The organism is Parvibaculum sp. (assembly GCF_039680535.1).
Classification (GTDB): domain Bacteria; phylum Pseudomonadota; class Alphaproteobacteria; order Parvibaculales; family Parvibaculaceae; genus Parvibaculum.
In genome coordinates this window covers 1-25813 of sequence record NZ_JBDKSS010000022.1, presented here as the reverse complement: position 1 = coordinate 25813, position 25813 = coordinate 1, and the positions used below count along the sequence as shown (strand labels likewise).

The window sequence follows — 25813 nt, the reverse complement described above, 5'->3', positions numbered from 1 at the left end:
ACACGCCCTGAAAGTTCCGGTTCGCATATAAGCCCCCACCCGGCATCGCCTGCCGGCGACGAGCCGCAGAGAGACTACGTCAGCGGCCAACCAATTGCACCAATTCCTCGGCGCGAATCCGTGCCAATCCGTCAATTTCGTAAATATGTTCGAGATTATCCGGCTGGCCGCTATCCGGGGCCATCGCGGACAATACCGATTCCACCGTACCGGCGATGTCCAGGAATCCGATCCGCCGGTCGAGGAAGGCGGCCACCGCGACCTCATTGGCCGCGTTAAGGATGGTCGGAACGGCGCCACCGGCCTTCACCGCGGCCCGCGCGAGGCTGATGGCGGGAAAGCGCACCGGATCGGGAGCCTCGAAGGTCAGCCGGCCGATTTCCGCGAGATTGAGCCTTTCGCAGGGGGTCGCCATGCGGTCCGGCCAAGCCAGGGCGTAGGAGATGGGCGTCCGCATATCAGGAGACCCCAACTGGGCGAGCACCGAGCCATCCACATAGCCGACCATGCTGTGAATGATCGATTCCGGATGGATGACGATATCGAGCCGCTCTTCTCCGACCGGAAAGAGGTAATGCGCCTCGATGAGCTCAAGTCCCTTGTTCATCAGCGTGGCGGAGTCGACCGAGATTTTCGCGCCCATGCTCCAGCGCGGATGGGCAACGGCCTGCTCCGGCGTCGCCTTGGCCATCTCGGCAAGCGACCATGTGCGAAACGGACCGCCCGAGGCGGTCAGGATGATCTTGTCGACGGCGTGGAGGCGCGTCTGGTCAAGCACCTGAAAGATGGCGTTGTGTTCGGAATCGACCGGCAGAAGCACGGTACCCGATCGCGCGACCTCGGCGAGAAAGAGAGGCCCCGCAGAAACAAGGCACTCCTTGTTTGCCAGAGCCACGCAGGCGCCGCGCCGTACTGCGGCAAGCGTCGGCGCGAGGCCCGCTGCGCCGACGATACCGGCCATCACCCATTCGGCCGGACGCAAGGCGGCCTCGACCACGGCATCGCGTCCGGCTGCCACCTCTATGCCGGTGCCTTCCAGCCCGGCCTTGAGCTCGTCATAGAGCAGCGCATCGGCAATGACGGCGAGTTGCGGCTTGAGGCGCCGGGCCTGTTCGATCAGCGCATCGACATTCTTGTGGGCGGTGAGCGCTATGAGTTCGAAGCGGTCCCGCTCCCGCTCGATCAAGTCGAGCGTCGAGCAGCCGATCGAGCCCGTGGAGCCGAGCACGGTCACACTGCGCGGGCGTCCGGCCCGGAACGCCTCCGCCCCGTCGCGCTCGAGATGCTTCAGTTCTGCCGTCAGGGCCAAATCAAAACTCCTGCGCCGGGGCTCGCCGCCCCGTGAAACAGCGCCAAAAGACCGGCGCCCAGCGCGGCGGCAACGAGGCCGTCGACGCGGTCGAGTATGCCTCCGTGACCGGGGATCAGCTTACCTGAATCCTTGACGCCCGCATGCCGCTTGAGCCCGGATTCGAGGAAATCGCCAGCCTGGGCCACAACGGCCAGAAGCATGCTGATCCCGCCGAGCATGGCCGGCGATCCCATGCCGAGCCAGAGCGACGTGCCGAAGCCGACTGCGCCGGCCCCCAGCATGCCACCGACAAGGCCCGCCCAGGTCTTCTTGGGTGAAAGGCTCGGGGCGATCCTCGGGCCACCGATCGTCCGCCCGGCGAAATAGGCGCAAGTATCCGTCGCCCAGACGACACCCAGCAGCCAGAAGATGGCCGCCCGGCCGAGCAGAGGATCGAGCCTCAGCCAGAGGATCGCCACCAGCGGCAGAACGAGGTAGGGAAAGGCGAAAACCGGAACCCACAGAGGCTCGCCTCGCCACATGCGAATGGCCAGCGAGAAGCAAAGCCCGGCGACGCCGGCGATCAGCGCCACGGCGGGCAATCCGGCTGCGGCCACAGCGACCGCCACGAGCGCGAAGCCGCCGAGCAAAAGCCGCTCGGCAGGACCATGCCCTGGAAGCAGCGCTGCAAGTTCAACCGCCATGGCAACAGACGCGGCAGCGATAAGGCCCGCAAAGGGCCAACTGCCTGCCCAGGCCAGCCCGAGCGCAATCGGCGCGAGGACGATGGCCGAGAGTATTCGCGTCCTGAGATTGCTGCTCGGCGCAGGCGCTTCCGTGGTCGGGCTCATGTCATGACTTCGCAGACTCGACGCCGCCGAACCGCCGGTCGCGGAGATTGAACTCGACGATGGCCTCTTTCAGGCGATCCGGGGTGAAGTCCGGCCAGTAAACGTCTGTAAACACAAGCTCCGCATAGGCGCTTTGCCAGATCAGGAAGTTCGAAAGCCGCTTCTCGCCGCTTGTCCGGATGATGAGATCCGGATCGGGCACGCCCGCCGTATCGAGGTGTGCGGCCACGGTCTCGGGCGTGATCGACTCGGGGTCGAGGGCACCAGCCTTAACCTCTCGCGCAATGCGCTGAACGGCTGCCGTTATCTCGTTTTGACCGCCATAGTTAAAGGCAATCATGAGCTTCAGCCGATCATTGGCGCGGGTCAGCGTCTCCGCTTCGTCGATGAGTGCCACGATATCGGGCGCGAGGTGCTCGCGATCGCCGATGATCCGAACCTGAACCCCGTTGCGATGAAGCTCCGCCAAGTCCCTGCGAATAAAGAGACGCAGGAGCCCCATCAGGTCGCTGACCTCTTCCGCAGGGCGCTTCCAGTTCTCGGAGCTGAAGCCGTAAAGCGTCAGATAGCGGATGCCCATGTCGCCGGCAGCCCGGACGATGGTCCGCACCGCCTCGACCCCCTGCTGATGGCCGATCTTGCGCGGCAGATACCGCTTGGCCGCCCAGCGCCCATTGCCATCCATGATGATGGCAATGTGCCGCGGAACATCGAGTGCCTGCTCGCTGCTCGCCGATGTCCCGGGCGTCAACATGGATGGAATATTCCGTTAAAAAACAAACTCTTGGGTGGAAATCCTTATGCAGGACACGAGGCCGCGCCTCATACCTGCATGATCTCGCCCTCCTTGTGCGCCAGCGCGGCGTCGACCTCGCCGATCACCTTGTCGGTGAGCTTCTGCACCTTGTCCGCAACAACCTTATGGTCGTCCTGGCTCATATGGCCATCTTTTTCGAGGCGCTTCAGCTCGTCCATGGCGTCGCGGCGGACGTTACGGATGGCCACGCGGGCCTGCTCGGTATACTTCGCGGCGATCTTGGTGAGCTCGGTACGGCGCTCCTGGTTCAGCTCCGGGATCGGCAGACGGATGAGCGTGCCGTCGACATTGGGGTTGAGGCCGAGACCGGAGGTGCGGATGGCCTTGTCGACAGCCGAGACCATGCCCTTGTCCCACACCTGCACCGTGATCATGCGCGGCTCGGGAACACCCACGGTTCCCACCTGATTGAGCGGCATGGTCTGGCCATAGGCCTCGACCATGATCGGATCGAGAAGACCGGCCGACGCGCGTCCCGTGCGGAGCCCGGAGAATTCCTGCTTCAGCGCCTGGAGCGCGCCGCGCATGCGGCGCTCGACATCAGCGATATCGAGGGTCTTTTGGTCAGCCATTTTCTTCCTTCCGTCCTATAGAGCGCGACCGGCAAGTCATCAGAGTTCAAGTGAGCTGGTTACGCTTAGATATTGATTCTACGACGCTATTTGAAGGCCGCAACGCCTGTCAAAAGGCCTCCGGCTCAGCTGGCGTCGCTGATGATAGTGCAGCGGCCCTCGCCTGTCAGAACATTGACGAAGCCGCCGTCATTATGGATCGAGAAGACGATGATCGGGATGCCGTTCTCTCGCGCCAGCGCGATGGCGGAGGTATCCATCACCTTCAGATCCTTGGCGAGCACATCCATGTAAGTGAGATGGTCGTAGCGCTCCGCATCTTTCACCTTGTGCGGATCGGCGGAATAAACGCCATCGACCTGCGTTCCCTTGAGCAGCGCATCGCATCCCATTTCGGTCGCGCGCAGCGCTGCCGCCGTGTCCGTGGTGAAGAAGGGATTGCCCGTGCCGGCGGCGAAGATCACCACCCGGCCCTTTTCCATGTGCCTGACCGCGCGGCGGCGCACATAGGGCTCGCAGATGGTCATCATGGGAATGGCGGAGAGCACCCGCGTCGGCACGCCGAAGCGTTCCAGCGCGTTCTGCATCGCCAGCGCGTTCATCACCGTGGCGAGCATGCCCATATAATCGGCGCTCGCCCTTTCCATGCCCTTGGCCGCGCCGGAGAGGCCGCGGAAGATGTTGCCGCCGCCGATGACGAGGCAGACCTCGACGCCGATATCGGTCGCCTGCTTGATCTCCTGCGCGATGCGGTCGACCGTCTCGACATTGATGCCGTATTGCTGATCGCCCATCAGGGCTTCGCCGGAGACCTTCAGCAGGACGCGTTTATAGAGGGGCTTTTTTGTCATGCTTGCTCTTTCAGGTTCGGCGGGCAGGTTCGGCGGGCAGCGAGTGCGGGCGGGATCGCAAGGCGGCCGAACGGCCGAATCCCTTCCCTGTGGCAGTCACAATAACGCCCCCAACGCCGGTTGGCGAAGGGGGCGTTTGATTGCAGCGCGAAAGGCTTAGCCGCGGGCGGCAGCGGCCACTTCAGCGGCGAAGTCCGTCTCGGTCTTCTCGATGCCTTCGCCAAGGGCGAAGCGGACGAAGCCGATGACGTTGATCGGGGCGCCGACGCCGGCTTCCGCGTTCTTGACGGCCTTTTCGACCGTGTTGTCCGGATCGATCACGAAGGCCTGCGACAGGAGAACGACCTCCTCGTAGAACTTGCGGATACGGCCTTCGACCATCTTCTCGATAATGTTCTCGGGACGGCCCGATTCCTTCGCCTCGGCGATGAGCACGGCGCGCTCACGCTCGACGACGGAGGGGTCCAGATCTTCGCGGCGCGTGGCCAGCGGGCCGGTGGCCGCAATGTGCATGGCAATCTGCTTGCCGAGCTCGGCGAGCTTCGCCTTGTCGCCCGTCGACTCGAGACCGACGAGAACGCCGATCTTGCCGAGGCCCGGAACGACCTGGTTATGCGTATAGGCGGCGACGACGCCATCCGACACGACGATGGAGGCCGCGCGGCGGACATTCATGTTCTCGCCGATCGTGCCGACCTGCTCGGTGACATAGTCCTGCACCGACTTGCCGGCGCCCGGATAGGTCGAGGCGAGCAGCTTGTCGAGATCGCCCTCGGCGGCGAGCGCCACCTTGGCGATCTCCGTCACCATCTTCTGGAACTGTTCGTTGCGGGCGACGAAGTCGGTCTCGGAGTTCACCTCGACCAGCGCGCCGCGCGTACCCTCGGCGACGACGCCGACCAGGCCTTCAGCCGCGACGCGGCCGGACTTCTTCGCGGCCTTGGCAAGGCCCTTCGTGCGCAGCCAGTCGATGGCCGCTTCCATGTCGCCCTTCGTCTCGTTCAGGGCCGACTTGCAATCCATCATGCCCGCGCCGGTCTTTTCGCGGAGTTCCTTGACCATGCCGGCGGTGACTTCAGCCATTGCCATATCCTCTCAAGCTAAAAATGAGCAGGCCCCGGCAAGCCATTGGGCTGCCGGGGCAATTTTCTCCAGGCGGTAGCTGGCAATCAGCCCGCCACAGCCTCGTCGGCCGGGATATCGGCCGTGGGTTCGACTTCCGCACCCACATCGACGCCGGACGCGATGTGGCTCTGCGAGATGCCATCGATGACGGCGCGCGAGACGAGATCGCAATACATGGCAATCGCGCGGGCGGCGTCGTCATTGCCCGGAATCGGATAGGCGATGCCGTCCGGGTTCGAGTTCGAGTCGAGGATGGCGACGACCGGAATGCCGAGCTTGCGGGCTTCCTCGATCGCGATCGTTTCCTTGTTGGTGTCGATCACGAAGATGATGTCCGGCAGACCGCCCATGTCCTTGATGCCGCCGATGGCGCGCTCGAGCTTGTCGCGCTCGCGGCTCAGGTTCAGGACTTCCTTCTTCGTCAGACCGCGCGCCTCGCCCGCGAGCATCTCGTCGAGCTGACGGAGACGGCGGATCGAGTTCGAAATGGTCTTCCAGTTGGTCAGCGTGCCGCCGAGCCAACGATGGTTGATGTAGTACTGGGCGCACTGCTTCGCGGCAGCGGCGACGGGCTCGGAGGCCTGACGCTTCGTGCCGACAAAGAGAACGCGGCCACCGCCGGCAATGACGTCACGAACCGCGACGAGCGCCTGGTGGAGCAGCGGAACGGTCTGCGCCAGATCGATGATGTGGATGTTGTTGCGGTCGCCGAAGAGGAACGGGGCCATCTTCGGGTTCCAGCGGTGGGTCTGGTGGCCGAAATGAACGCCGGCTTCCAGCAGAGAACGCATAGAGAAATCGGGGAGTGCCATGACACCCATACTCCTTTTCCGGTTGGACCTCCGCGGGGGAAAGAACGGCTTTTAAAGGCCGCACCGGACCGACAAACCCTATGTTGCCTTTATGACGGCCCCTTGAAGGACGCGCCAACAGGCGTGGGATTGCCGAACCCCGCGTGTGGAATGGCGCGGGTATAGGAGGAAAAAGTCAAAAAGGCAAGTCTCATGGGGTTTTAGAGAGAAAACAGCGCCAAAAAAGCGCCCTTTCCAGCCTAAATCTCCTGAACCTCGACGACGCCTGGCACGGATTTGATCGCGCCGCGGATCTGCGGGGTCACCCGGTAGCCGCCGGGGAGCTTCAATTCGACCTCGCGGCCGCCCTCGCCCATCAGCACCAGCGAGACGAGGCCCCGGCCCTTTTCGCCGAGCCGCGACTTGAGGACGGCAAGCGGCTCCGGCGTTTCGAGGAATATCTTCATGCCGGCGGCCGCATTCGCCACCACCTCGTCCACGGAGCGGACGGACTGAGCGCGGAGCTTCACCTCGTCGCCTGTGCGGTCGATCTCGACCGAGACGACGATCGACTTGCCGGCCTCCATCAATTCCCGCGAGCGGTTGAGCACTTCCGAGAAGACGACGATCTCGAACTGGCCGCTCGGGTCCGAAAGGCTGAGGAAAGCGAAGGGGTTCCCCTTCTTCGACTTACGCTCCTGCTTGGCCGTCACGGTGCCCGCGACCATTTCCGCCTGATTACCGCGCGGGCCGACCTCCGCCCAGGTGACGACATTCGCCCGGCGCAACGCCGTCTGATAGTCGTCGAGCGGGTGGCCGGAGAGATAGAAGCCGATGGCGTTGAACTCCTCGTTGAGGCGCTCGATCGCCGTCCATGGCTCGACATTCGGCAGCGCGGGGTTGGCGACCTTGGCGCCGGTCGCTTCGCCGAAAAGGCTCACCTGGTTCGACTCGCGCTCCTGCACCGAGGCATTCGCCGTGCCGAGCACCAGATCGACCGAGGCCAGCACCTGCGCGCGGTGCGGATTGAGGCAATCGAAGGCGCCCGCACGGGCGAGGTTTTCAAAGGCGCGCTTGTTGACGAAGCGCGGATTGATGCGCCGCGCGAAATCGAAAAGATCGCGGAAGGGCCCGCCCGCCTCGCGCACTTCGACCAGATGCTCCATCGCCTGCCGGCCGACATTCTTGATCGCCGACAGCGCATAGAGCACCTCACCGTCCTTCACCGCAAAGACGGCTTCGGACTCGTTGACGCTCGGCGGCCTGATCCTGATGCCGAGGCGCTGCGCATCCTGCTTGAAGATGTTGAGCTTGTCGGTATTGCCGAGATCGAGGCTCATGGACGCCGCGAGAAACTCGACCGGATGGTTCGCCTTCAGCCATGCCGTCTGATAGGCGACGAGCGCATAGGCGGCGGCATGCGACTTGTTGAAGCCGTAGCCCGCGAACTTGTCGACGAGTTCGAAGATCGTCGAGGCTTGCCCCTTGTCGATATTCTTCGCGACGGCGCCGGTGACGAAGCGCTCTTTCTGCGCCTCCATTTCCGCCTTGATCTTCTTGCCCATGGCGCGGCGCAGAAGGTCGGCTTCACCGAGCGAATAGCCGGAGAGGATCTGCGCGATCTGCATCACCTGCTCCTGGTAGATGATGACGCCGTTCGTCTCCTTCAGGACCGGTTCGAGCAGAGGATGCAGATAGTCCGGCTTTTCGCGGCCCTGCTTGCAATTGATGTATTTCGGGATGTTGTCCATCGGGCCGGGGCGATAAAGCGCCACGAGAGCGATGATATCCTCGAAACGGTCCGCATTGAGCTTGCGGAGCACGTCGCGCATGCCCGAACTTTCAAGCTGGAACACGCCGACCGTTTCGCCGCGACCGAGCATGGCATAGGTCTTCTCGTCACCGAGCGGCAGGTGCAGCAGATCGACCTCGATGCCGCGCCGCGCGATGAGCTTCACCGCCTGATCGAGCACGGTGAGCGTCTTGAGGCCGAGAAAGTCGAACTTCACGAGACCGGCAGGCTCGACCCACTTCATGTTGAACTGCGTCACCGGCATGTCGGAACGCGGATCGCGGTAGAGCGGCACCAGCTCGTCAAGCGGGCGGTCGCCGATCACGACGCCAGCCGCATGGGTCGATGCGTGGCGGTAGAGTCCTTCGAGACGCTGCCCGATTTCGAGGAGCTTCGCCACGGCCTCTTCGGAGTCGCGCGCCTCCTGCAAACGCGGTTCGCCCTGAATGGCTTCGGCGAGCGTTACCGGATTGGCGGGATTGTTCGGCACCAGCTTGCAGAGCCGATCCACCTGCCCGTAAGGCAATTGCAGCACGCGGCCCACGTCGCGCAGCACGGCCCGCGCCTGCAGCTTTCCGAAGGTGATGATCTGCGCGACCTGATCGTAGCCGTAGCGATCCTGCACGTACCGGATCACCTCGTCGCGCCGGTCCTGACAGAAGTCGATATCGAAGTCAGGCATCGAAACGCGTTCGGGATTGAGGAAGCGCTCGAAGAGCAGCCCGAAACGAAGCGGATCGAGGTCGGTAATGGTAAGCGCCCAGGCGACCACCGAGCCCGCGCCCGAACCACGGCCCGGCCCCACCGGAATGCCATGCGCCTTCGCCCATTTGATGAAGTCGGAAACGATGAGGAAGTAGCCCGGAAAGTCCATCTTGATGATGACGTCGAGCTCGAAGCGCAGGCGCGCGCGATAATCCTCTTCGGAGGTGACGGCTTCGACCTGTGCGAGCCGCGCGGTAAGCCCCTCCTCCGCCTGACGGCGAAGCTCGTCCGCTTCCGCGATGTCGAGGCTGAATTTCGGCAGGATGGGTTTGCGGGTACGCGGACGATAGGAACAGCGCCGTGCGATCTCGATCGTGTTCTCGATGGCTTCCGGCAAATCGTCGAACAGCGCGACCATCTCGTTTTGCGACTTGAAGCGATGTTCGGGCGTCAGCCGCCGCCTGTCGCCCTGCACGACATAGGCGCCTTCCGCAATGCAGATCATCGCGTCATGCGCCTCGTATTCTTCTTCCTTGGCGAAGTAAGGCTCGTTCGTCGCAACTAGCGGCAGTTGGTGCTCATAGGCGAGGTCGATCAGCGCCGGCTCCGTCTGGCGCTCAATGGCAAGGTCGTGACGCTGAAGCTCGACATATAGGCGATCGCCAAAGGTCGCCTTCAGCCGCAGCAGAAGCTCCTCGGCGGCGGGCCGCTGACCGGCAGCCAGCAGGTGATTGATAACGCCCCCCGGCCCGCCGGTCAGGCAGATCAATCCCTCGCCATGAGCCTCGACGAGGTCGAGCGTGACATGCGGCGCCTCGCCTGTGTCCGGCCCGAGAAAGGCGCGGCTCGAAAGCTTCATCAGGTTGAGATAGCCGGTCTCGTCCTTGACGAGGAACGCCAGCACCCCCGCGACCTCGCGCCGAGGCCCGCGCCCCGGCTCGTCGCCTTCGTCCAGCATGATCGGAAGCGTACAGCCGATAATGGGCTGGATGCCCGCCCCGGCCATGGTCTCCGAAAATTCGAGCGCGCCGAAGAGATTGGTCGTGTCCGTCAGCGCGACGGCGGGCATGTCATCCGCCTTGCAGAGCTTGACGATGTCCTTGACCCGGATCGCGCCTTCGAGAAGCGAGAAAGCGGAATGGAGGCGCAGATGAATGAAGCGGGGGAGCGAGTCGGCCATGCGAGACATTTTCCGCCCCTGCTTCCGTCATGTCACCTGCCGGGAGCCCTGCAGGCTCCCAAAGCTGTGGACAGAATCAGCCGGCCATAAATCCGTGGGCGATCTGCGCCCAGGTTCCCGCCACCCAGACGAAACCGCCGATGGAAGCCAGCGCCGCCACATCCTTGAGCCAGTAGCGAGCCGTCGATTTCGAAGCCGTAGCAATGAGCCTGCTCATATCGATACTCCGTTCATGGAATGTTCTTGTTCGAAGTGTTCCCTTTCTGTTCTCGCCTGTCAAGCGCCTTCCTACCAGGCTGTGGAAAAATCCGTCAGGCCAACCGTCACGTCGGAATAGCGCCAGGGCATGAGCCCTTCAGGCTTGGGCGGCACCGCTGCGCCTTCGGGCCAGCCATCGGCAACCTCCGCCAGCTTTGCCTCGACCCTCCCGCTCGCACCGGCGGAGAAGGACAGCAGTACGCCTTCGGCCGGCGGAGCGGCATAGCCGAAACCTGTCCAGACACCCGCCGCCATCGAAGCGGAAACGGGCTGGCCGTTGATGGCGACATCGGCGAGATCGACGCTTGGCTCCACGAAGAGACGCAATTCGCGCCCGCCACGCGCCGGGGCGAGCCGCAGCGTGAGAAGCCGCCGGTCGCCCCTCGCCTCATTTTTCACCACCGAGATCGAAGGCTTCGCAACCGGGACGGGTTTTGCCGGTGCAGACCAGACTTTCGACGGCAGGAAGGGCTGGAACTCCTCTCTCTCGACCTCGCCGCCATCCGACCGGAGCGCGGCGAGCGACCAGTCATCGAGGCGGGGGAAATCCGCGATCCGCTGGAAATCCTGCGCGCCCGGACCAGCCGCATAAAAGGCCTCCGTCAGGCGCGGATGCGCCGCATCGGCAGGCGCGAACCGCGCATAGAGAACGGAAGCGCCGCCAAGAACGATCAATGCCAGAGGCGTCGCCCAGGCCCGCGCCGACCGCAACAATGCGAGCATGGATGGCCACAGCAGCACTGAAACCGTCGCCACCTGCACGGTCAGCAGTGCGGGCACGTTGACGCCGAGGGCCCCGAAAATCTGCACACCCCATTCGGCAGCCTGCGCCGCGCCGATCGTTCCGATGGCGGTCGCCGCCACGAGCACCAGCCTGTCGCGGCCGGCAAGGAGCGCGGGCGGCAGAGCCGCCGCCAGAGACGCAACGAGGAGCGGCCATGCCGCAATGAAGGCCGTGACAGGCGCAGCTATCTGGAGGCCGACCGAGGCGGCGAGCAGCAGCGCGAGCCCGCCGAACCAGAGCCCCTCCGTCTGGGCATCGCGCCCCGCAAACGACCTGCGGAGAAGCACACCGGCGAGGCTGAGCGCAAGCCCCGCCGCAAGCGCGACATAGCCGCCAAGCACGAAGCCATATCTCGAAAGCAGCGCATATTTCAGCTGCATGTCCGTGAAGCCGAGCATCAGCCAGCCGACAAGGCCGAGTACGAGACCGACGCCGAGCGTCATGCCGAGAAAGAGGCAGACGCCACGCAGCATATCACCAGCGCGAAGCGCGCCCCGCTGTCGCCATCGGATGGCGGCGAAGGCCAGGAGCGCCGCCGACGTTGCAACGATCAACCAGCCGCCCCAGACCGGATAGGCGATGAAGCCCTGCCCCAGAACATCTGCATAGACCCGCTCGCCGCCGCCATCGGGATATTCCCGCGCGTTGGAAAGGCGCGCCACGAGCCCCAGCACACTCGCACCCATATGCTGCACGCTGGCGGGATCTATGTTCTCCGGCGTCGCATGGGCCGTGTGATAGGCAAGTTCATCGCCGACATAGGCGAAGTTGAGCCCTGCCTTTCCGTGCCGTGCGGCGTTGGTAAAGTCGGTGCCGTTCGGCATGTGCCGATAGACGAAGGCCGCCAGCGAATTGGCGCTGGGAAGCGCCGCCGCGTGGCCGTAGGCCGACACGACGCCTCCGACCTTCCCATTGGTCTCGAACATCATCGCGCGGCCGCCGCCGCCGCGCGCCTCGAGATTGATGACGAGGCCGACGCGGCGCGCCAGCGGATCGTTAGCAAAGAAAGCATCGGAACCAAGGAGCCCCGCTTCCTCGCCGTCTGTGAAGAGAATGACCACGTCGCGAAGGCGTGGGCCCGCCGCTTTCAGATTGGCGACGATCTCGAGCGCCGAGGCGCCGCCCGCCGTGTCATCGGCTGCGCCCGGCGAATTCGGCACCGTGTCGTAATGCGCCATGATGAGGATCGCGGGCAGATCCCGCTGCGTTCCGGGCAACAGGCCGACGATATTGACGACGCGCCCCGCAACGAATATCCGCCGCGCGGGCAGCGAGAACGTGCCCTGCCCCAAACCAAGACGCGGCGAAAGGCCAAGCGCCGCCATGCGCGAAACGAGATAAGCGCGAACGCGGGACGCATCGGCTGACCCGATGGGATGCGGCCTCGCGGCGATGACGCGGATGTCCTCCATCGCGCGTGCGGCGGAAAATTCACGTGCCGGAATATCCGCATGCCGTGGCGCAGGTGTACGGACTGCAAGCGCCGCGAGAAGGAATGCAGCCGCGATGGCGGCAAGAAACAGCCACGATTTCATATCGCCCTCCCCGTCGACTGCCAGTCCAGCGCGCTAGCCCTGCGAATGCAGGCTCTGGCCTATTTGCGCCGAACCGGCTTCTTCACACACATGGCGAGCAACGCCTCGCCGGCTTTGCTGAGACGACGCTCGCGATGGCGAAGCGCAAGGAACGGCCGCTGCGGCAGATCGATGTCGAGCCGTTTGAGCCTGCCCGATTGAATGCCCGGCGCCGCGACCAGTTCCGACATGCCGCCCACGCCGGCACCGGCCTCCAACGCAGCCCGCACGGCTTCGTTCGACGGCAGTTCGAGCGCGATATCGCGCTCATGAATCTGCATCTTCATGGCGATGAGCGCCGCTTCCATTTCGGAGCGCGTTCCCGAGCCCGCTTCACGTACGACCCAAGGAACGCCGGCGAGATCGTCAAGGCTCAAGTTGCGCCGCCTGGCCAGCGGATGGTTGGTGCCCACGGCAAGCACCAGCCGGTCACTCCCGACCTCGCTCGATGCGAGCGCCGGAACGCGTACGGCCCCTTCGACGAAGCCGAGATCGGCATCGCCTTCGAGAACGGCGCGAGCCACGGTTTCGGTATTGCCGGCGGACAGCCTCACTTCGATTTTCGGGTGAGCTTCGCGAAAGCGGACAAGGCGCGACGGCAGCCAGTAACTCGCAATGGTCTGGCTCGCCTGCACGTTGAGCGTGCCGCGCCCGAGGGTACCGAGTTCGCTCAGAACCAGCTCGGCGGCATGCGCACGCGCCAACACCGCCCGCGCCTCGACCAGAAAATCACGGCCCGCATTGGTCAGTTCGATGTGCCGGCCGACGCGGTCGAAAAGCCGCGTGTCATGGCGCGCCTCAAGCGCTGCAATGGCGGCGCTGACCGCCGACTGCGTGAGCCCCAGCGCTGCGGCGGCTCGCGTCACGTGCTCTCGCTCGGCGACGGCAACGAATATGCGCAGCTGTTCGAGGGTCACGAATGGGGGCCATGCTTTCCATTGAACGAAACGATCGTTCCAAGCATTACATGGCGAGCACCGCCATCGCCAGACCGAAAGCCGTAATGAATATCCAGGCGGAGGCTCCTAGTGCGAGCGGGCGCAGGCCCTTCGCCCTGAGCCGGGCGATATCGGTCTCGAGGCCCATCGCCGCTAGCGCCATGGCAAGCAGGAAGGTCGTGACCTCGGACGCGCCTTGATGAAAACCGGCGGAGATCGGGAGGACGCTGTTCACCCCAACCATCAGAAGAAAGCCGAAAGCGAACCAGGGGGTTGTGCCCTTGCGCCGCGCGCCGCTGTTCCCTGCGTTGCGGTCCCAGAACCATGCAAGCAGCAACACGACCGGCGCGAGCATCAGCACGCGGGTGAGCTTGACGATGGTGCCGAAATGCCCGGCGTCTTGCCCCTCCTGAAAAGCCGCCGCCACCACCTGCGCGATCTCGTGAATGGATGCGCCACTCCACAAGCCATAAACATGCGGCGCGAGATGCAGCGCCGCGTCGAGCGATGGAAAAAGCACCATGGAAAGCGATCCGAAAACCGTCACGGTCGCAATCGCATAGGCAACATCCTCATCGCCGCCATCGACAACGGCATTGGCAGCAACCACCGCTGACGCCCCGCAGATCGAGGTGCCCGTCGCAATCAAGGTCGAAAGCGCGCGGTCGACGCCCAGCCGCCGGCCCGCCCAGAGCGTAAAGAAAAAGGTCGCACCAAGTGTGAGACCGGTGCCCGCCACACCGGCCATGCCAACCGTTGCGATCTGCGTCACGGTCAATTGCAACCCCAGCAGAATGATGGCACCCCGAAGAATGCGGCGGAGCGAAAAGGTGACGCCAGCCTTTGCCCATCGGGGCGTACCGACGACATTGTGAAAGGCCATTCCGAGCAGGATTGAAAGGATGAGCGAGCTGAAACTGCCAAGGCCGGGAACATGATGAAGTGCGGTCGCCAGGACGGCGATGATAGCAGTCAGCAGAACACCCGGCAGCGTCCGCGCCAGCCAGCCATGCGCGGCGTAGCGCTCATGGTGTTGAACGGTAGCGGTTTGGATTTCGCTCGCAGACATGCCGATCTCCGGGGATCAATGACTGCGGCAAGGATCGCTGGATGCCCCGGCGGGGGTCCAACGCATAGCTCTGGACGTTTCGTTCGATAAAATCGATTGGTTCTGAAAGTCAGAGGCTCTGATAGGCCGAGGCGACGTCCGCACCTTCCAGAAGCTTCCCCTCGTGCAGCAGCACGACGCGATCCATATGGCTCGCGAGGTCGAGATTGTGCGTCGCGACCAGCGCGGCAACGCCCTGTGTGCGGCAGACCTCAAGCAATTCGTTGAAGACCATGTGCGAGGTCTTCGGATCGAGATTGCCCGTGGGCTCGTCCGCCAGGAGAACGCGCGGCCTGTTGGCCAGTGCGCGCGCAATGGCCACGCGCTGCTGCTCGCCGCCGGAAAGCTCCGCCGGACGATGCGTCGCGCGCGCCGCGAGCCCCAGCCTGCCGAGCAGATGGAGCGCGAACTCCTCCGCCTTTCGGCGCGGCACGCCCGCAATCATCTGCGGCAGGACCACGTTTTCCACCGCGGAGAATTCAGGCAGGAGATTGTGGAACTGATAGACGAAGCCGACCTCGCTGCGCCGGACCTCCGTGCGCTCGCCATCGCTGAGGCTCACGCATTCGCGGCCCGAAAAAATGACCTCGCCCGCCTGCGGCGCTTCGAGCAGCCCCGCGATATGGAGGAGCGACGATTTGCCGGAACCCGAAGGCCCGACCAGCGCAACCATCTCGCCCGCGCGAATGTCGAGCGAGGCATCCTCGAAGATGCGCAGCTCTTCTTCGCCCTGGCGGTAGACGCGGCGAATGCCCCGCAGGCTGAGAACGGGATTTTCCATCACTCGTACCTCAGCGCTTCGACGGGATCGAGCGAGGCCGCCCGCCATGCCGGGTAAAGCGTCGCAGCGAAGGAAAGGAACAGAGCCATGACCACGACCGAGACGACCTCGCCAGTGTCGATTTCCGCCGGCATGTGGCTGAGGAAATAGATTTCAGGCGAGAAGAGTTCCGTGCCCGAAAGCTCCGAAAGCCAGACGCGCAATGTCTCGATGTTGAGGCAGAACAGCGTCCCCAGCGCGAAGCCCGCCAGCGTGCCGACGACGCCGATCGAGGCGCCGGATATGAAGAAGATGCGCATGACCGAACCGCGCGTCGCGCCCATGGTGCGCAGCACGGCGATATCGCGCCCCTTGTCCTTCACCAGCATGATGAGGCCGGACACGATGTTGAGTGCCGCGACGATAAGGATCAGCGTCAGAATGAGGAACATGACGTTCCGCTCGACCTGAAGTGCGCTGAAGAAACTCTGGTTCGTCTGCTGCCACGTCATCACGTCGCAGCAGGAACCTGCCTTCTGCCCCACCGGCCCCACGAACTCGTTGATGCGGTCCGGATTGTCGATCTTCACTTCGAGCGCGGTCACGCCATCGCCGGTGCGGAAATATTCCCTCGCCTCGTCGAGCGGCATGAAGACGAAACTGGAATCATATTCCGACATGCCGATCTCGAAGATCGCGGCGATGCGATAGGCCTTTACGCGCGGCGCCGTGCCGAAAGGCGTGATCGCCCCGCGCGGAGAGAGAAGCGTGATGTTGTCGCCAAGCGTCAAGCCGAGACTGCGCGCGAGCCGCGAGCCGACGGCGACGCCATCGCCGCCATCGAAACCGCCGAGCGTTCCCATGAGCAGATGATCGGAGACGACCTTCAGCCGGTTCAGATCCCTCTCATGCATGCCGCGCACGAGCGCGCCTTGTGCATTGGAACGCCCAGACGCCATGACCTGCCCTTCGACGATGGGGGCCGCGCTGACCACACCGGGAATCTTCACGATCGTCTCGGAAAGATAGTCGTAATCGGGAACGTAGGTCGTGACGCCCCGCACGAACATGTGACCGTTAAGGCCGAGGATGCGCGAGAGCAGTTCGGTCCGGAAGCCGTTCATCACCGACATGACGATGATGAGCGTCGCCACGCCAAGCAGAATGCCGACAAAGGAAAATCCCGCGATGACCGAGATGAACCCCTCGCGCCGCCGCGCGCGGAGATAGCGCATGGCAAGCAGCCATTCGAAGGCGCCGAAAGGCAGGCTCTTTCGCTTCCCTTGCGCTTTCACATCGTCGGCGCTTGCGGCATCAGTCATGTTTGCTTCCTGTCGCGCCCCGGCCCCGATTTCAGCTCGTGAGCTTGTTGAGCGCCGCTTCCGGCGATAGCTCGACGCGCTCGCCAGTCGCGCGGTTCTTCAATTCGACGACGCCGGATTTGAGCCCGCGCGGACCGACCACGAGCTGCCAGGGCAGACCGATGAGGTCCATGTTCGAGAACTTGGCGCCCGCACGCTCGTCCGTGTCGTCATAGAGAACCGTGACACCGGCCTTGCCAAGCTTCGCATAAAGGTCTTCGCAGGCAGCATCCGCTTCCGCATCGCCGACCTTCAGGTTGACGAGGCCCACCTTGAAAGGCGCAACGCCCTCCGGCCAGATGATGCCATTGTCGTCATGGCTCGCCTCGATGATGCCGCCGACAAGGCGCGACACGCCGACGCCGTAGGAACCGCCATGCACCGGACGCTCGACGCCGTCGGGGCCGGAAACCACGGCTTTCATCGCCTGCGAATATTTCGTGCCGAAGTAGAAGATCTGCCCCACTTCGATGCCGCGCGTGTTGACGCGACGCGCTTCGGGCACTTCGCGTTCGAAACGCGCCTGATCGTGGACGTCTTCGGTCGCCGCGTAGAGGTCCGTCCACTGCTTGATGATCGGCGTGAGATCGCCGTTGTAATCCACATCCTCGGCAGGCACCGGAAGATCGAGCACATTCTTGTCGATGAAGACGCCGGACTCGCCCGTCTCCGCAAGGATGATGAACTCATGGCTCAGATCGCCGCCGATGGGGCCCGTCTCGGCGCGCATCGGGATTGCCTTGAGGCCGAGCCGCGCGAAGATGCGCAGATAGGCGACGAACATGCGGTTGTAGGAAAGCCGCGCGCCCACCTCGTCGATGTCGAACGAGTAGGCGTCCTTCATCAGGAATTCGCGCCCGCGCATGACGCCGAAACGGGGGCGCTGCTCGTCGCGGAACTTCCACTGCGTGTGGTAGAGGTTCACCGGCAGGTTGCGATAGGACTTCACATAGGCACGGAAGATTTCCGTGATCATTTCCTCGTTGGTCGGGCCGTAGAGCATCTCGCGCTCATGCCGGTCCTTGATGCGCAGCATCTCGGGTCCGTAGGCATCGTAGCGGCCGCTTTCGCGCCAGAGATCGGCGAGCTGAAGCGTCGGCATCAGAAGCTCGATGGCGCCCGCGCGGTCCATTTCCTCGCGCACGATCTGCTCGATGTTCTGCAGCACGCGGAAGCCGAGCGGCAGCCAGGCATAGATGCCGGCGGCCTCCTGCCGGATCATGCCGGAGCGCAGCATGAGGCGATGCGAGACGATTTGAGCCTCGGCGGGGTTTTCCTTGAGCGTGGGCAGAAAATATCGGGAAAGGCGCATGGGGGACCGTGGCCGCAAAGGGCCGTCTTGGGGGCTGATACGGGCACCAGTATTAGGGGCTAGGCGCCGGATTGGCAACGCGGCAAAGCCTTAAAAGCAGGCCATTTGCCGCCCATTTCCGCTATCTCTGCGCGGAACGGCTTTCCATATGCGCGGCGAGGAAGGCCCGGACGTCAACCTCCGGCGCCTGCGCCACCCCACGGCCCGATTCGAGCCCGAACGGCCCCTGCTCCAGTTCCTCCACGGTCGCGTCCATCTCGACGTCATAGGTCCGGTCGATCTGGTTCCGCAGCCGCTGTTCGGCCTCGTACCAGCGGGCCTTTTTGGCCCCGTCCGGGCAGGACGCAAGTTCCGCCTGATCCGTCGCCCCCCAGCGCCGTTCGACACAATGATAGGGATCGAAGGAAAGCTTGAAGAGCCGGTGGATCACATCGTCGATGGTCAGCCGCACCGACCTCCCATCCGTCTTGCGATAGGTAATGGGACAGGCCGCATTCTCCTCGTCGAAGGCGCGCAGCAGATCCCTCGGGAGATCGTCGCCCCTGTATTGGAGACGCGGCGCGTCGATCTCCTTCATCTGGATGAACTCGCGCGTCTGGTCGTACATCTCCTTGAAGGCCGTCTTCAGGCGTGCGTCGCGTGAGGGCGTGGAATAAAGCTCCCAGACGCCGTCCGTGCCGTAAATGTTGCGCGGCAGCCTGTCGGGCTGCGGCATGTCCTGCGTCCGCCCCTCCGTGCGGGAAATGTCGATGGCCCGATCGCGCGCGCGAAGATCCTGGCAAAGCGTCTGCATCATCACATGCATTTCCTCCACCGGCCTGTATTCGAGGTCGCCGATGGAGAGCCGGGCGCGGAGATAGGTGTAGAAATCCATGCCCTCATTGTCCTTCACGAATTTCGCGACGGCCCAGAGGCTCGGATCGACGGGCGGATTGCCGACATATTGCTCAAGTGAAAATTCCGGAATCTCTTCGTTCGGCGTACCGACGATGTGTCCGCCGACATAGGTTCCGCTTGCAAGCTGCTTCGCACCGTCAAGGCGGATCGGCCGCCAGTTCTGAAAGATGGAACCAAGCTCCGGCCCTGTGCGCAGGAACTCGCGCCCCACGAACGTACGGTCGAGCGTGTTGTCGGGATGGGACGAGAAGATCATGATCCGCCCGCTCGGCTCCACCTTCCACACCATCGCCACATGGCCGTTGACGTCATAGGCGACGGTGCCGGGCCTGATCGCCTCGCGGTCGAGACGCGGCGAATACATATCGGTGAAAAGCGTCGGGCTGTCCGACCTCGCATCGTGACGGAACATCGCCGTCGATACGGTGTTGGCGATCTCGAAAAGCAGCGGAATGGCGGGAACGCCCGAGGCCGTGGCGGGCACGGCGGAACGCCCCACAACCCTGTTGCCGCCGGAGGAATATCGAATATCGCCGCGCGGCCCGTCCGAAGATTGCATGGCGCTCTGCCACGCGAAGGGAAGCCCGTTCTTCCATGCGTAATAGCCGCGCAGGAGATAGGGCACGTCGGCACAATCGACGAAGAATGTGACCTTGGGGTCCGTATGCCGATAGGGGTTAGCCGGACTCTTCAGGCAGGCATCAACCGTCCAGCAGTCCTCCGCGCCGAGCGCGGCGACGAAATCCTCATAGCCCTTTTCGTCGGATGCGTCCCAATGATCCTTGGTGATCCGCCACAAGGTCGAGGCGCCCGCCGACGCAGGTGCCGTCCCGATACAGAATACAAACAGGCAGGCGGCAGCGAAGGCCGCCCTGACCGACTTCGAACGCATGAGACCCCCGCAATGCCCAACCCAAACGTCGCGAGGGGCCCCGCACCTGTCAAGAAAGCGGAGTGCAAAAACATGGTTAATGAAGTGTTCAGTCGCCGGATTTTTCCAGGCGATGCGCGCATGCATCAGCAAGCGCGCGATCTGCGCCCGTTACCTGCTGTCCATCGACGAGGACGATGCCGGTCTTCGGATCGAATGTGACAGTTGCAACCTCAAGCGTGGAGTCGGCCGCATATTTTCCGCCGTTCCCGAAGGGCGCGATCTTGACGGGAAAACTGTATAGCTCGCGTGTCTCGACCGGCACATCGATATCGGCGGGCGCCACCGCCCGCCCATCCGCCGCGACACCCGGCTTATAGTCCGCCTCGCCGTTCGGGACATAAGTCGCGAGCCGCGCGCAAAGTTCGGCGCTGACCTCGACCGGTGTGAAGCCTACCGACCCGCCCTCGGCCTCAGCGGCGCCAGGCGCCCCGACCAATGCGAGGACCAGCCACCCGGCGATATGTTTCCCTGCGCTCATGCGGCCAATCGTCGACGATCCGCCTTAAAGATGTCTTTCGCAGCTGCCCGGGTTTGGCCAGAATGCCGCCAGTTTCGAAGAGCGAGGCGCGAAATGCACAAGGAACAGGAAGAGGCCGGACTGAGCGGCTTTCTCGACCGCTTTTTCCGGCTGTCGGACAAAGGCACCAACATCCGCACCGAACTGATTGCCGGCGCGACGACCTGGCTCACCATGGCCTACATCATCTTCGTCAATCCGGCGATCCTGTCGGGCACCGGGATGGATTTCGGCGCGGTCTTCACCGCGACCTGCCTCGCCGCCTCGATCAGCACACTGATCATGGGCCTCTACGCGAATTACCCCGTGGCGCTCGCGCCGGGCATGGGGCTCAACGCCTATTTTGCCTTTGTCGCCGTGCCCGCCTTCGGCGGCGATTGGCGCACTGCGCTCGGCTGCGTCTTCATTTCGGGCGTGCTCTTCGTCGCCATATCCCTGTCGCCGCTGCGCGAGTGGCTCATTCATTCAATTCCCCGCTCGCAGAAGAGCGCCATTGCGGCAGGGATCGGCTTTTTCCTCGCGCTGATCGGCCTCAAGAATTCAGGCATCGTCGTGGCCGACGCCGCCACCTTCGTCACCCTCGGAAAGATCACCGCGCCTGCGCTGATGGCCATGGCGGGCCTTGCCGTCCTCACCGGCCTTGCCGCCCGGCGCGTGCCCGGCGCAATCATCATCTCAGTCCTCGGCGTCACGGCGGCCGCGATGCTGCTCGGCTACCAGCCCTTTGAGGGCATAGCATCCGCGCCGCCCTCGCTCGCGCCCACATTCCTCCAGATGAACCTGAGCAATGCGCTTAATGTGGGGCTGGTCACCATCGTCTTCGTCTTTCTGCTGGTCGATCTTCTCGACACCGCCGGCACGCTCGTCAGCGTCGCGGCGCGCGCCAACATGCTCGATGCGCGCGGACATCTGCCGCGCCTGCGCAAGGCCATGCTCGCAGACTCGGCGGCAGGCATCATCGGCGCCATGCTCGGAACCTCGACGACCACGGCCTATATCGAAAGCGCGGCGGGCGTGGACGCGGGCGGCCGAACCGGCCTCACCGCTGTCGCGGTTGCCACCCTCTTTCTGCTCAGCCTTTTCCTTTCACCGCTTGCCCATGCAGTGCCTCTTTATGCGACGGCCCCTGCCCTTCTTTTTGTCGCCTGCCTGATGGCGCGGAGCCTCGCCGAAATCGCCTGGGACGACCTGACGGAATCGGTGCCCGCCGTTGTCACGGCCCTTGCCATTCCCTTGACCTTCTCGATCGCCAGCGGAATCGGCCTCGGCCTTATCTCCTACGTGGCGATCAAGCTGGTGTCCGGGCGCTGGCGCGAGGCCAATGGCGCCGTCCTGGCGATAGCCGGAGCCTTCGCCCTCAAGCTCGCGCTGCAATGAATCGGCGCTACGCATTCGTTGCCCGCAACGCCGTTTGCTGTTCTGGAAGTTGCGCATTTTAGCGCCGGGAGAGGATAAAATTGCGTGACAGGCAACCGCAGTGTCGTTATATCTTTAGACACAAAAGAGGGACAGCGCGGAAAGCGCGGCCCGAGTTTAGGGAGGGAACGCTGACGTCGGGGACCATGTGTCCTTCGATGGCGCGATAAAAAGAGGGAACACTATTGAGCAAGGCCACGAAAGTGGACCTTGCTTTTTTTTGCCCGAATTTCCGCTTGCCGTTTCCCGGCCCAAGCCCAGCCCAGCATCCTGAACGGGAGAAAATGGCGAGCCTGCCCCGGCCCGCATCTCGGCCCGGCGCAAAGGACTCTGCCTGTTTTCAAGGCAGCTCGATCAGTTCGCGGGTTGGGACTGGCCGGTGCCGTACCAGTCATGCAGCTTCGGCAGGAAGGGAATGCTGTCGAAACTGATCGGCTGGTAGATGTAGAAATAGGCAATGAGCAGCCAGACGAAAGCCGCAATCACCGTCGTCACCAGCGCCTTGCGCACCAGCATGGGCGCCACCGGCGCACCGGGATCGGTGCCATCGGCCGGCCCCTCCACTTCATGCTGAGAGCGTACGCCGAACGGCAGCGTCATAAACAGGACGGTCCACCACACGACGAGATAGATAGCTATGCCCGCTGTCCAGGTCATCCGTCTGTTCCTTCCGGAGAGGCTCAGGCCTGCTCGAGTTCGACGAGAGTGCCGTAGAGGTCCTTCGGATGCAGGAAGACCACCGGCTTGCCATGGGCGCCGATGCGGGGCTTGCCCGTTCCGGTGATGGTGATGCCCTCGGCGGTCACCTGTTCGCAGGCGGCATTGATGTCATCCACCTCGATGCAGACGTGGTGGATACCGCCCTTGGGATTCTTGGCGAGAAAGCCGGCAATCGGCGAGTTCTCACCGAGCGGCTCCAGCAGTTCGAGCTTGGTATTGCCGAGATCGACGAAAACCGTCGTCACGCCGTGGTCCGGCTGCGGCACCGCGTCCGACACCTTGGCGCCGAACTTCTTCCGGTACATCTCGCCCGCTTCCCGCACATTGGGAACCGCGATCGCAACGTGATTGAGCTGTCCGAGCATCTGTGCCTCGCTGCCTTTCAATTTCGGTTGCCCATGTTTAATGGGCTTCATCCGGGCGGGCAAGCCGCCTCAAACCCTTGTCACGACCACCGCGACCTGGGCCTTCTTGCCCCAGTCGCGCCGGAGCGCCGAGCGCACGGCACGGCGCAAGAGTTCCGCTACGGAATCGTCGTCGCCCCGGCGCTTTGGCGGCAGGCGCTCCAGCGCCTCGTCGATGGCGTCGAGCGCGCGGTCCTCGAAGCTCACGCCCCGCGAATCCTCTTCCGGCAGGCCCATGAGCACGACCCGAGGATCGCCGCGCACCCTGCCATCCTTATCGAGCACGATGCTGACGAACACCGAGCCTGAGAAGGAGAGCTTGCGGCGCTCCTGCACGGCACCCTCGTCGGCCTCGATCAGCACATCGCCATCGAGATAAAGACGGCCCGAAGGCGCTTCATCGATGATCTGTGCAGGCCCCGGGGCGAGGCGCACCATCAACCCGTTGCGGACGACGATGGTCTCCGGCACCTGCAGTTCACGTGCGAGCACCGCATGCTCTGCTAGATGCCGCGCCTCGCCATGCACCGGCACCGCCACTTCCGGCCTGATCCACTGGTACATGCGCGCGAGTTCGTCCCTGCACGGATGACCGGAGACGTGGACGAAATGATCCTTCTCGGTGATGACGCGAATGCCGCGCTCCGCGAGACGGTTCTGCAGATCGAAGATCGAGGACTCGTTGCCCGGAATGATACGCGAGGAAAAGATCACCGTATCGCCTTCCGACATGGCGATGTTCGGATGCGTATCCTCGACGATGCGTGCCAGCGCCGCGCGCGGCTCGCCCTGACTGCCCGTGCAAAGCAGAAGAACCTTGTCGCGCGGCAGATAGCCGATGTCGTGTTCGGTCAGGAAAGGCGGCAACCCTTCCAGATAGCCCGCATCCCGCGCCGCGCCGACGATGCGGTACATGGCGCGGCCGACCAGCACCACATGCCGGTCGCAAGCCGCAGCCGCCTTGGCGACGCTTTCGAGCCGCGCGACGTTCGACGCAAAGGTCGTCACGGCCACACGCTGCTCGCATTGGCGGATCACCTCGACGAGACTCTTCGCGACATCGGCTTCCGACCCCGAGGTGCCGGGCGAAAAGACATTGGTGGAGTCGCAGACGATGGCGCGCACGCCCTCGTCGCCGATCTCCTTGAGCCGCGTCACATCCATGTCGTCGCCGACCAGCGGCTCCGGGTCGATCTTCCAGTCGCCCGTATGCAGCACGAGACCGAGCGGCGTGCGGATGGCGAGCGCGTTCGGCTCCGGGATCGAATGTGTGAGCGTGACAAGCTCTATGTCGAAGGGCCCCAGCGAAAACCGGCTGCCAAGCGCCACGATGTTGAGCGGAACCTCATGCTCCAGCCCCGCTTCGATCAGCTTCGCCTTGACCAAGTTAGCCGTGAAGGGCGTCGCATAGACGGGGCAGCGCAGGCGCGGCCAGAGATGAGCCACCGCACCGATATGATCCTCATGCGCATGTGTGAGCACGATGGCGATGATCTCGTCGCGCCGGTCCTCAAGAAACGCCGGATCCGGCATGATGAGGTCGATGCCCGGTGTGCGTTCGTCACCGAAGGTCACGCCGAGATCGACAACGATCCACTGACGGTCATCCTCCGGCCCATAGCCATAGACATTGAGGTTCATGCCGATCTCGCCCGAGCCGCCAAGCGGCAGGAAGACGAGTTCGTCGGTTGCGTTCGCGCTCGATTTTGGAGTCATGCCAGCAAACTAGCGCGGGCCGGGACGAAAGAACACATCCCCGGCGGAAATCTGCCGCATCTCGCCGGAAGCGGTCCGCACTTCCAATGCCCCGTCCGGCGCAAGCCCGACGAAAGTACCATCGAAAGTCTCGTCGGCCAGCCGCACCGTAATGGGTCCGCCGAGCCCCGCTGCACGGGCAAGCCAGGCCTCACGAATGGCGGCGAAACCCTGCACGTCGCGCCATTGCCGGATGCGCCGGTCGAAGGCGCCTGCCAGCCGCTCCAGCGCATCGCCAAGTGTAACGCCGGGAACGCCCAGTGCCGCAAGCGACGTGGCCGGATATTCGACGCCCTCTGGGAACCGGGCGAGATTGATGCCGATGCCTATGGCCAGCCAGCTGAGTTCGCCGCCTGCAATGCCTGAGGACTCGAGCAGGATGCCCGCGAGCTTCCTGCCGTCATGGAGCAGATCGTTCGGCCATTTGAGCTTGAGCCCGCCGCGCAGCGCCGGCGGCAAGAGCCCATCGACGGCATCATGCACGGCAAGCGCCGCAACGAAGGAAAGCTCCGCCGCCTTGCGCGGGCTTGCCTGCGGCCGCAAAAGCAGCGTCCCCATGAAATTGCCGCTGGGCGACACCCATTCACGGCCGCGCCGTCCGCGGCCCGCGGTCTGCCGTTCGGCGGTTATCCAGATTGGCCCCGCCTCCCCGGCTTCGCCGAGCCGCTTCGCTTCCTCGTTTGTGCTGTCGATTTCCGCGAAGGCGCGGTGCGAGACGCCGGCTGGAAGCGAGGGAGCCATGGATCAGGGCAAAAGCGCGGCGGCTGCGGCCTCCGCACCTGCGATCAGCGGCGCGGGATAGACGAAGAACAGCAGCGTGAAAAGTCCCGAAAAGCCGAGCACGACGCTCAGTTCGCGCGACAGGGGCGCTTCGAGAGCCGGCGCAGGCTCGTCGAAATACATCACCTTGACGATGCGCAGGTAGTAGTACGCGCCGACCACGCTCGACAGAACGCCGATGACCGAGAGCAGGTTGAGGTTCGCCTTGATCGCCGCCATGAAGACATAGAACTTCGCGAAGAAACCGGCGAGCGGCGGAATGCCTGCCAACGAGAACATCAGCATGGCCAGCAGGAAGGCGACCATGGGACGGCTGCGCG

The 25813-nt window shown here is 63.8% G+C and carries 23 protein-coding genes; 1 reads left to right on the top strand and 22 read right to left on the bottom strand.

Going from position 1 to position 25813, the window contains the following annotated elements; genetic code table 11:
• Nucleotides 1-79: 79 nt before the first annotated feature.
• From ABFC66_RS14165 to ABFC66_RS14085, 17 genes are all read right to left on the bottom strand, one after another.
• Entirely contained in the window at nt 80-1291 is a 1212-nt protein-coding gene (locus ABFC66_RS14165) for a 1-deoxy-D-xylulose-5-phosphate reductoisomerase (protein ID WP_346741719.1), read from the bottom strand.
• An 8-nt stretch (nt 1292-1299) separates the two neighbouring features.
• Nucleotides 1300-2142, bottom strand: coding sequence for a phosphatidate cytidylyltransferase (locus ABFC66_RS14160; RefSeq protein WP_346741612.1), 843 nt, complete (start codon nt 2140-2142; stop codon nt 1300-1302).
• A gap of 1 nt (nt 2143) precedes the next feature.
• Nucleotides 2144-2896: an isoprenyl transferase gene (locus ABFC66_RS14155; RefSeq protein ID WP_346741611.1), complete on the bottom strand. Its 753-nt coding sequence runs from the start codon at nt 2894-2896 to the stop codon at nt 2144-2146.
• Nucleotides 2897-2964: 68 nt separating this feature from the next.
• A complete protein-coding gene (gene frr / locus ABFC66_RS14150) occupies nt 2965-3531 on the bottom strand; it encodes a ribosome recycling factor (RefSeq protein ID WP_346741610.1) in 567 nt (188 codons plus the stop codon).
• A 125-nt stretch (nt 3532-3656) separates the two neighbouring features.
• The gene (gene pyrH / locus ABFC66_RS14145; protein ID WP_346741609.1) at nt 3657-4382 is read right to left on the bottom strand and encodes a UMP kinase; all 726 of its coding nucleotides are present in this window, start codon (nt 4380-4382) and stop codon (nt 3657-3659) included.
• 156 nt (nt 4383-4538) lie between these two features.
• Nucleotides 4539-5465 carry a translation elongation factor Ts gene (tsf, locus tag ABFC66_RS14140; protein WP_346741608.1) on the bottom strand — a complete coding sequence of 309 codons (927 nt, stop codon included), beginning with the start codon at nt 5463-5465 and terminating at the stop codon, nt 4539-4541.
• A gap of 86 nt (nt 5466-5551) precedes the next feature.
• Nucleotides 5552-6319, bottom strand: a complete 768-nt coding sequence (rpsB, locus tag ABFC66_RS14135) for a 30S ribosomal protein S2 (RefSeq protein WP_346741607.1) — start codon at nt 6317-6319, stop codon at nt 5552-5554.
• A gap of 239 nt (nt 6320-6558) precedes the next feature.
• Nucleotides 6559-9975 carry a DNA polymerase III subunit alpha gene (gene dnaE / locus ABFC66_RS14130; RefSeq protein WP_346741606.1) on the bottom strand — a complete coding sequence of 1139 codons (3417 nt, stop codon included), beginning with the start codon at nt 9973-9975 and terminating at the stop codon, nt 6559-6561.
• Between the two features lie 76 nt (nt 9976-10051).
• Nucleotides 10052-10192, bottom strand: coding sequence for a hypothetical protein (locus tag ABFC66_RS14125; protein WP_346741605.1), 141 nt, complete (start codon nt 10190-10192; stop codon nt 10052-10054).
• 71 nt (nt 10193-10263) lie between these two features.
• Nucleotides 10264-12552 (bottom strand): M20/M25/M40 family metallo-hydrolase, encoded by a 2289-nt coding sequence (locus tag ABFC66_RS14120; protein WP_346741604.1) that lies wholly within the window; start codon nt 12550-12552, stop codon nt 10264-10266.
• A gap of 59 nt (nt 12553-12611) precedes the next feature.
• Nucleotides 12612-13508 (bottom strand): LysR substrate-binding domain-containing protein, encoded by an 897-nt coding sequence (locus ABFC66_RS14115; RefSeq protein ID WP_346741603.1) that lies wholly within the window; start codon nt 13506-13508, stop codon nt 12612-12614.
• A gap of 46 nt (nt 13509-13554) precedes the next feature.
• Entirely contained in the window at nt 13555-14598 is a 1044-nt protein-coding gene (locus tag ABFC66_RS14110; RefSeq protein ID WP_346741602.1) for a YeiH family protein, read from the bottom strand.
• A 109-nt stretch (nt 14599-14707) separates the two neighbouring features.
• Nucleotides 14708-15418 (bottom strand): ABC transporter ATP-binding protein, encoded by a 711-nt coding sequence (locus tag ABFC66_RS14105; protein WP_346741601.1) that lies wholly within the window; start codon nt 15416-15418, stop codon nt 14708-14710.
• Nucleotides 15418-16719 carry a lipoprotein-releasing ABC transporter permease subunit gene (locus tag ABFC66_RS14100; protein WP_346741600.1) on the bottom strand — a complete coding sequence of 434 codons (1302 nt, stop codon included), beginning with the start codon at nt 16717-16719 and terminating at the stop codon, nt 15418-15420. The genes ABFC66_RS14105 and ABFC66_RS14100 overlap by 1 nt, the downstream gene beginning before the upstream one ends.
• Before the next feature lie 31 nt (nt 16720-16750).
• A complete protein-coding gene (gene proS, locus ABFC66_RS14095) occupies nt 16751-18070 on the bottom strand; it encodes a proline--tRNA ligase (protein WP_346741599.1) in 1320 nt (439 codons plus the stop codon).
• Between the two features lie 121 nt (nt 18071-18191).
• A complete protein-coding gene (locus tag ABFC66_RS14090; RefSeq protein WP_346741598.1) occupies nt 18192-19859 on the bottom strand; it encodes a hypothetical protein in 1668 nt (555 codons plus the stop codon).
• Nucleotides 19860-19947: 88 nt separating this feature from the next.
• On the bottom strand, nt 19948-20379 hold the full coding sequence (locus tag ABFC66_RS14085; protein ID WP_346741597.1) for a hypothetical protein: 432 nt from the start codon (nt 20377-20379) through the stop codon (nt 19948-19950).
• 93 nt (nt 20380-20472) lie between these two features.
• Here ABFC66_RS14085 and ABFC66_RS14080 point away from each other — a divergent pair, with 93 nt between their 5' ends.
• Nucleotides 20473-21795 (top strand): NCS2 family permease, encoded by a 1323-nt coding sequence (locus ABFC66_RS14080; protein ID WP_346741596.1) that lies wholly within the window; start codon nt 20473-20475, stop codon nt 21793-21795.
• 393 nt (nt 21796-22188) lie between these two features.
• Here the strand turns inward: ABFC66_RS14080 and ABFC66_RS14075 are convergent, their stop codons facing one another.
• The 5 genes from ABFC66_RS14075 to ABFC66_RS14055 all read right to left on the bottom strand — a co-directional run.
• Entirely contained in the window at nt 22189-22491 is a 303-nt protein-coding gene (locus ABFC66_RS14075) for a DUF1467 family protein (RefSeq protein ID WP_346741595.1), read from the bottom strand.
• 23 nt (nt 22492-22514) lie between these two features.
• Nucleotides 22515-22919, bottom strand: coding sequence for a methylmalonyl-CoA epimerase (gene mce, locus ABFC66_RS14070; RefSeq protein ID WP_346741594.1), 405 nt, complete (start codon nt 22917-22919; stop codon nt 22515-22517).
• Between the two features lie 69 nt (nt 22920-22988).
• Entirely contained in the window at nt 22989-24674 is a 1686-nt protein-coding gene (locus tag ABFC66_RS14065) for a ribonuclease J (protein WP_346741593.1), read from the bottom strand.
• A gap of 9 nt (nt 24675-24683) precedes the next feature.
• Nucleotides 24684-25454 carry a biotin--[acetyl-CoA-carboxylase] ligase gene (locus tag ABFC66_RS14060; protein WP_346741592.1) on the bottom strand — a complete coding sequence of 257 codons (771 nt, stop codon included), beginning with the start codon at nt 25452-25454 and terminating at the stop codon, nt 24684-24686.
• 3 nt (nt 25455-25457) lie between these two features.
• Nucleotides 25458-25813 (bottom strand): proton-conducting transporter membrane subunit (locus ABFC66_RS14055; RefSeq protein WP_346741591.1); only part of this gene is annotated, 356 nt, incomplete at its 5' end.

Excerpts from the sequence above, each read along its gene's own strand:
- mce (WP_346741594.1), bottom strand. The coding sequence starts at position 22,919 with ATGCTCGGACAGCTCAATCACGTTGCGATCGCGGTTCCCAATGTGCGG.
- proS (WP_346741599.1), bottom strand. The coding sequence starts at position 18,070 with ATGCGCCTTTCCCGATATTTTCTGCCCACGCTCAAGGAAAACCCCGCC.
- ABFC66_RS14060 (WP_346741592.1), bottom strand. The coding sequence starts at position 25,454 with ATGGCTCCCTCGCTTCCAGCCGGCGTCTCGCACCGCGCCTTCGCGGAA.
- ABFC66_RS14080 (WP_346741596.1), top strand. The coding sequence starts at position 20,473 with ATGCACAAGGAACAGGAAGAGGCCGGACTGAGCGGCTTTCTCGACCGC.
- ABFC66_RS14120 (WP_346741604.1), bottom strand. The coding sequence starts at position 12,552 with ATGAAATCGTGGCTGTTTCTTGCCGCCATCGCGGCTGCATTCCTTCTC.
- pyrH (WP_346741609.1), bottom strand. The coding sequence starts at position 4,382 with ATGACAAAAAAGCCCCTCTATAAACGCGTCCTGCTGAAGGTCTCCGGC.
- ABFC66_RS14100 (WP_346741600.1), bottom strand. The coding sequence starts at position 16,719 with ATGACTGATGCCGCAAGCGCCGACGATGTGAAAGCGCAAGGGAAGCGA.
- ABFC66_RS14085 (WP_346741597.1), bottom strand. The coding sequence starts at position 20,379 with ATGAGCGCAGGGAAACATATCGCCGGGTGGCTGGTCCTCGCATTGGTC.
- dnaE (WP_346741606.1), bottom strand. The coding sequence starts at position 9,975 with ATGGCCGACTCGCTCCCCCGCTTCATTCATCTGCGCCTCCATTCCGCT.
- rpsB (WP_346741607.1), bottom strand. The coding sequence starts at position 6,319 with ATGGCACTCCCCGATTTCTCTATGCGTTCTCTGCTGGAAGCCGGCGTT.
- ABFC66_RS14065 (WP_346741593.1), bottom strand. The coding sequence starts at position 24,674 with ATGACTCCAAAATCGAGCGCGAACGCAACCGACGAACTCGTCTTCCTG.
- ABFC66_RS14155 (WP_346741611.1), bottom strand. The coding sequence starts at position 2,896 with ATGTTGACGCCCGGGACATCGGCGAGCAGCGAGCAGGCACTCGATGTT.
- tsf (WP_346741608.1), bottom strand. The coding sequence starts at position 5,465 with ATGGCTGAAGTCACCGCCGGCATGGTCAAGGAACTCCGCGAAAAGACC.
- ABFC66_RS14110 (WP_346741602.1), bottom strand. The coding sequence starts at position 14,598 with ATGTCTGCGAGCGAAATCCAAACCGCTACCGTTCAACACCATGAGCGC.
- ABFC66_RS14090 (WP_346741598.1), bottom strand. The coding sequence starts at position 19,859 with ATGCGTTCGAAGTCGGTCAGGGCGGCCTTCGCTGCCGCCTGCCTGTTT.
- ABFC66_RS14160 (WP_346741612.1), bottom strand. The coding sequence starts at position 2,142 with ATGAGCCCGACCACGGAAGCGCCTGCGCCGAGCAGCAATCTCAGGACG.
- ABFC66_RS14075 (WP_346741595.1), bottom strand. The coding sequence starts at position 22,491 with ATGACCTGGACAGCGGGCATAGCTATCTATCTCGTCGTGTGGTGGACC.
- ABFC66_RS14125 (WP_346741605.1), bottom strand. The coding sequence starts at position 10,192 with ATGAGCAGGCTCATTGCTACGGCTTCGAAATCGACGGCTCGCTACTGG.
- frr (WP_346741610.1), bottom strand. The coding sequence starts at position 3,531 with ATGGCTGACCAAAAGACCCTCGATATCGCTGATGTCGAGCGCCGCATG.
- ABFC66_RS14105 (WP_346741601.1), bottom strand. The coding sequence starts at position 15,418 with ATGGAAAATCCCGTTCTCAGCCTGCGGGGCATTCGCCGCGTCTACCGC.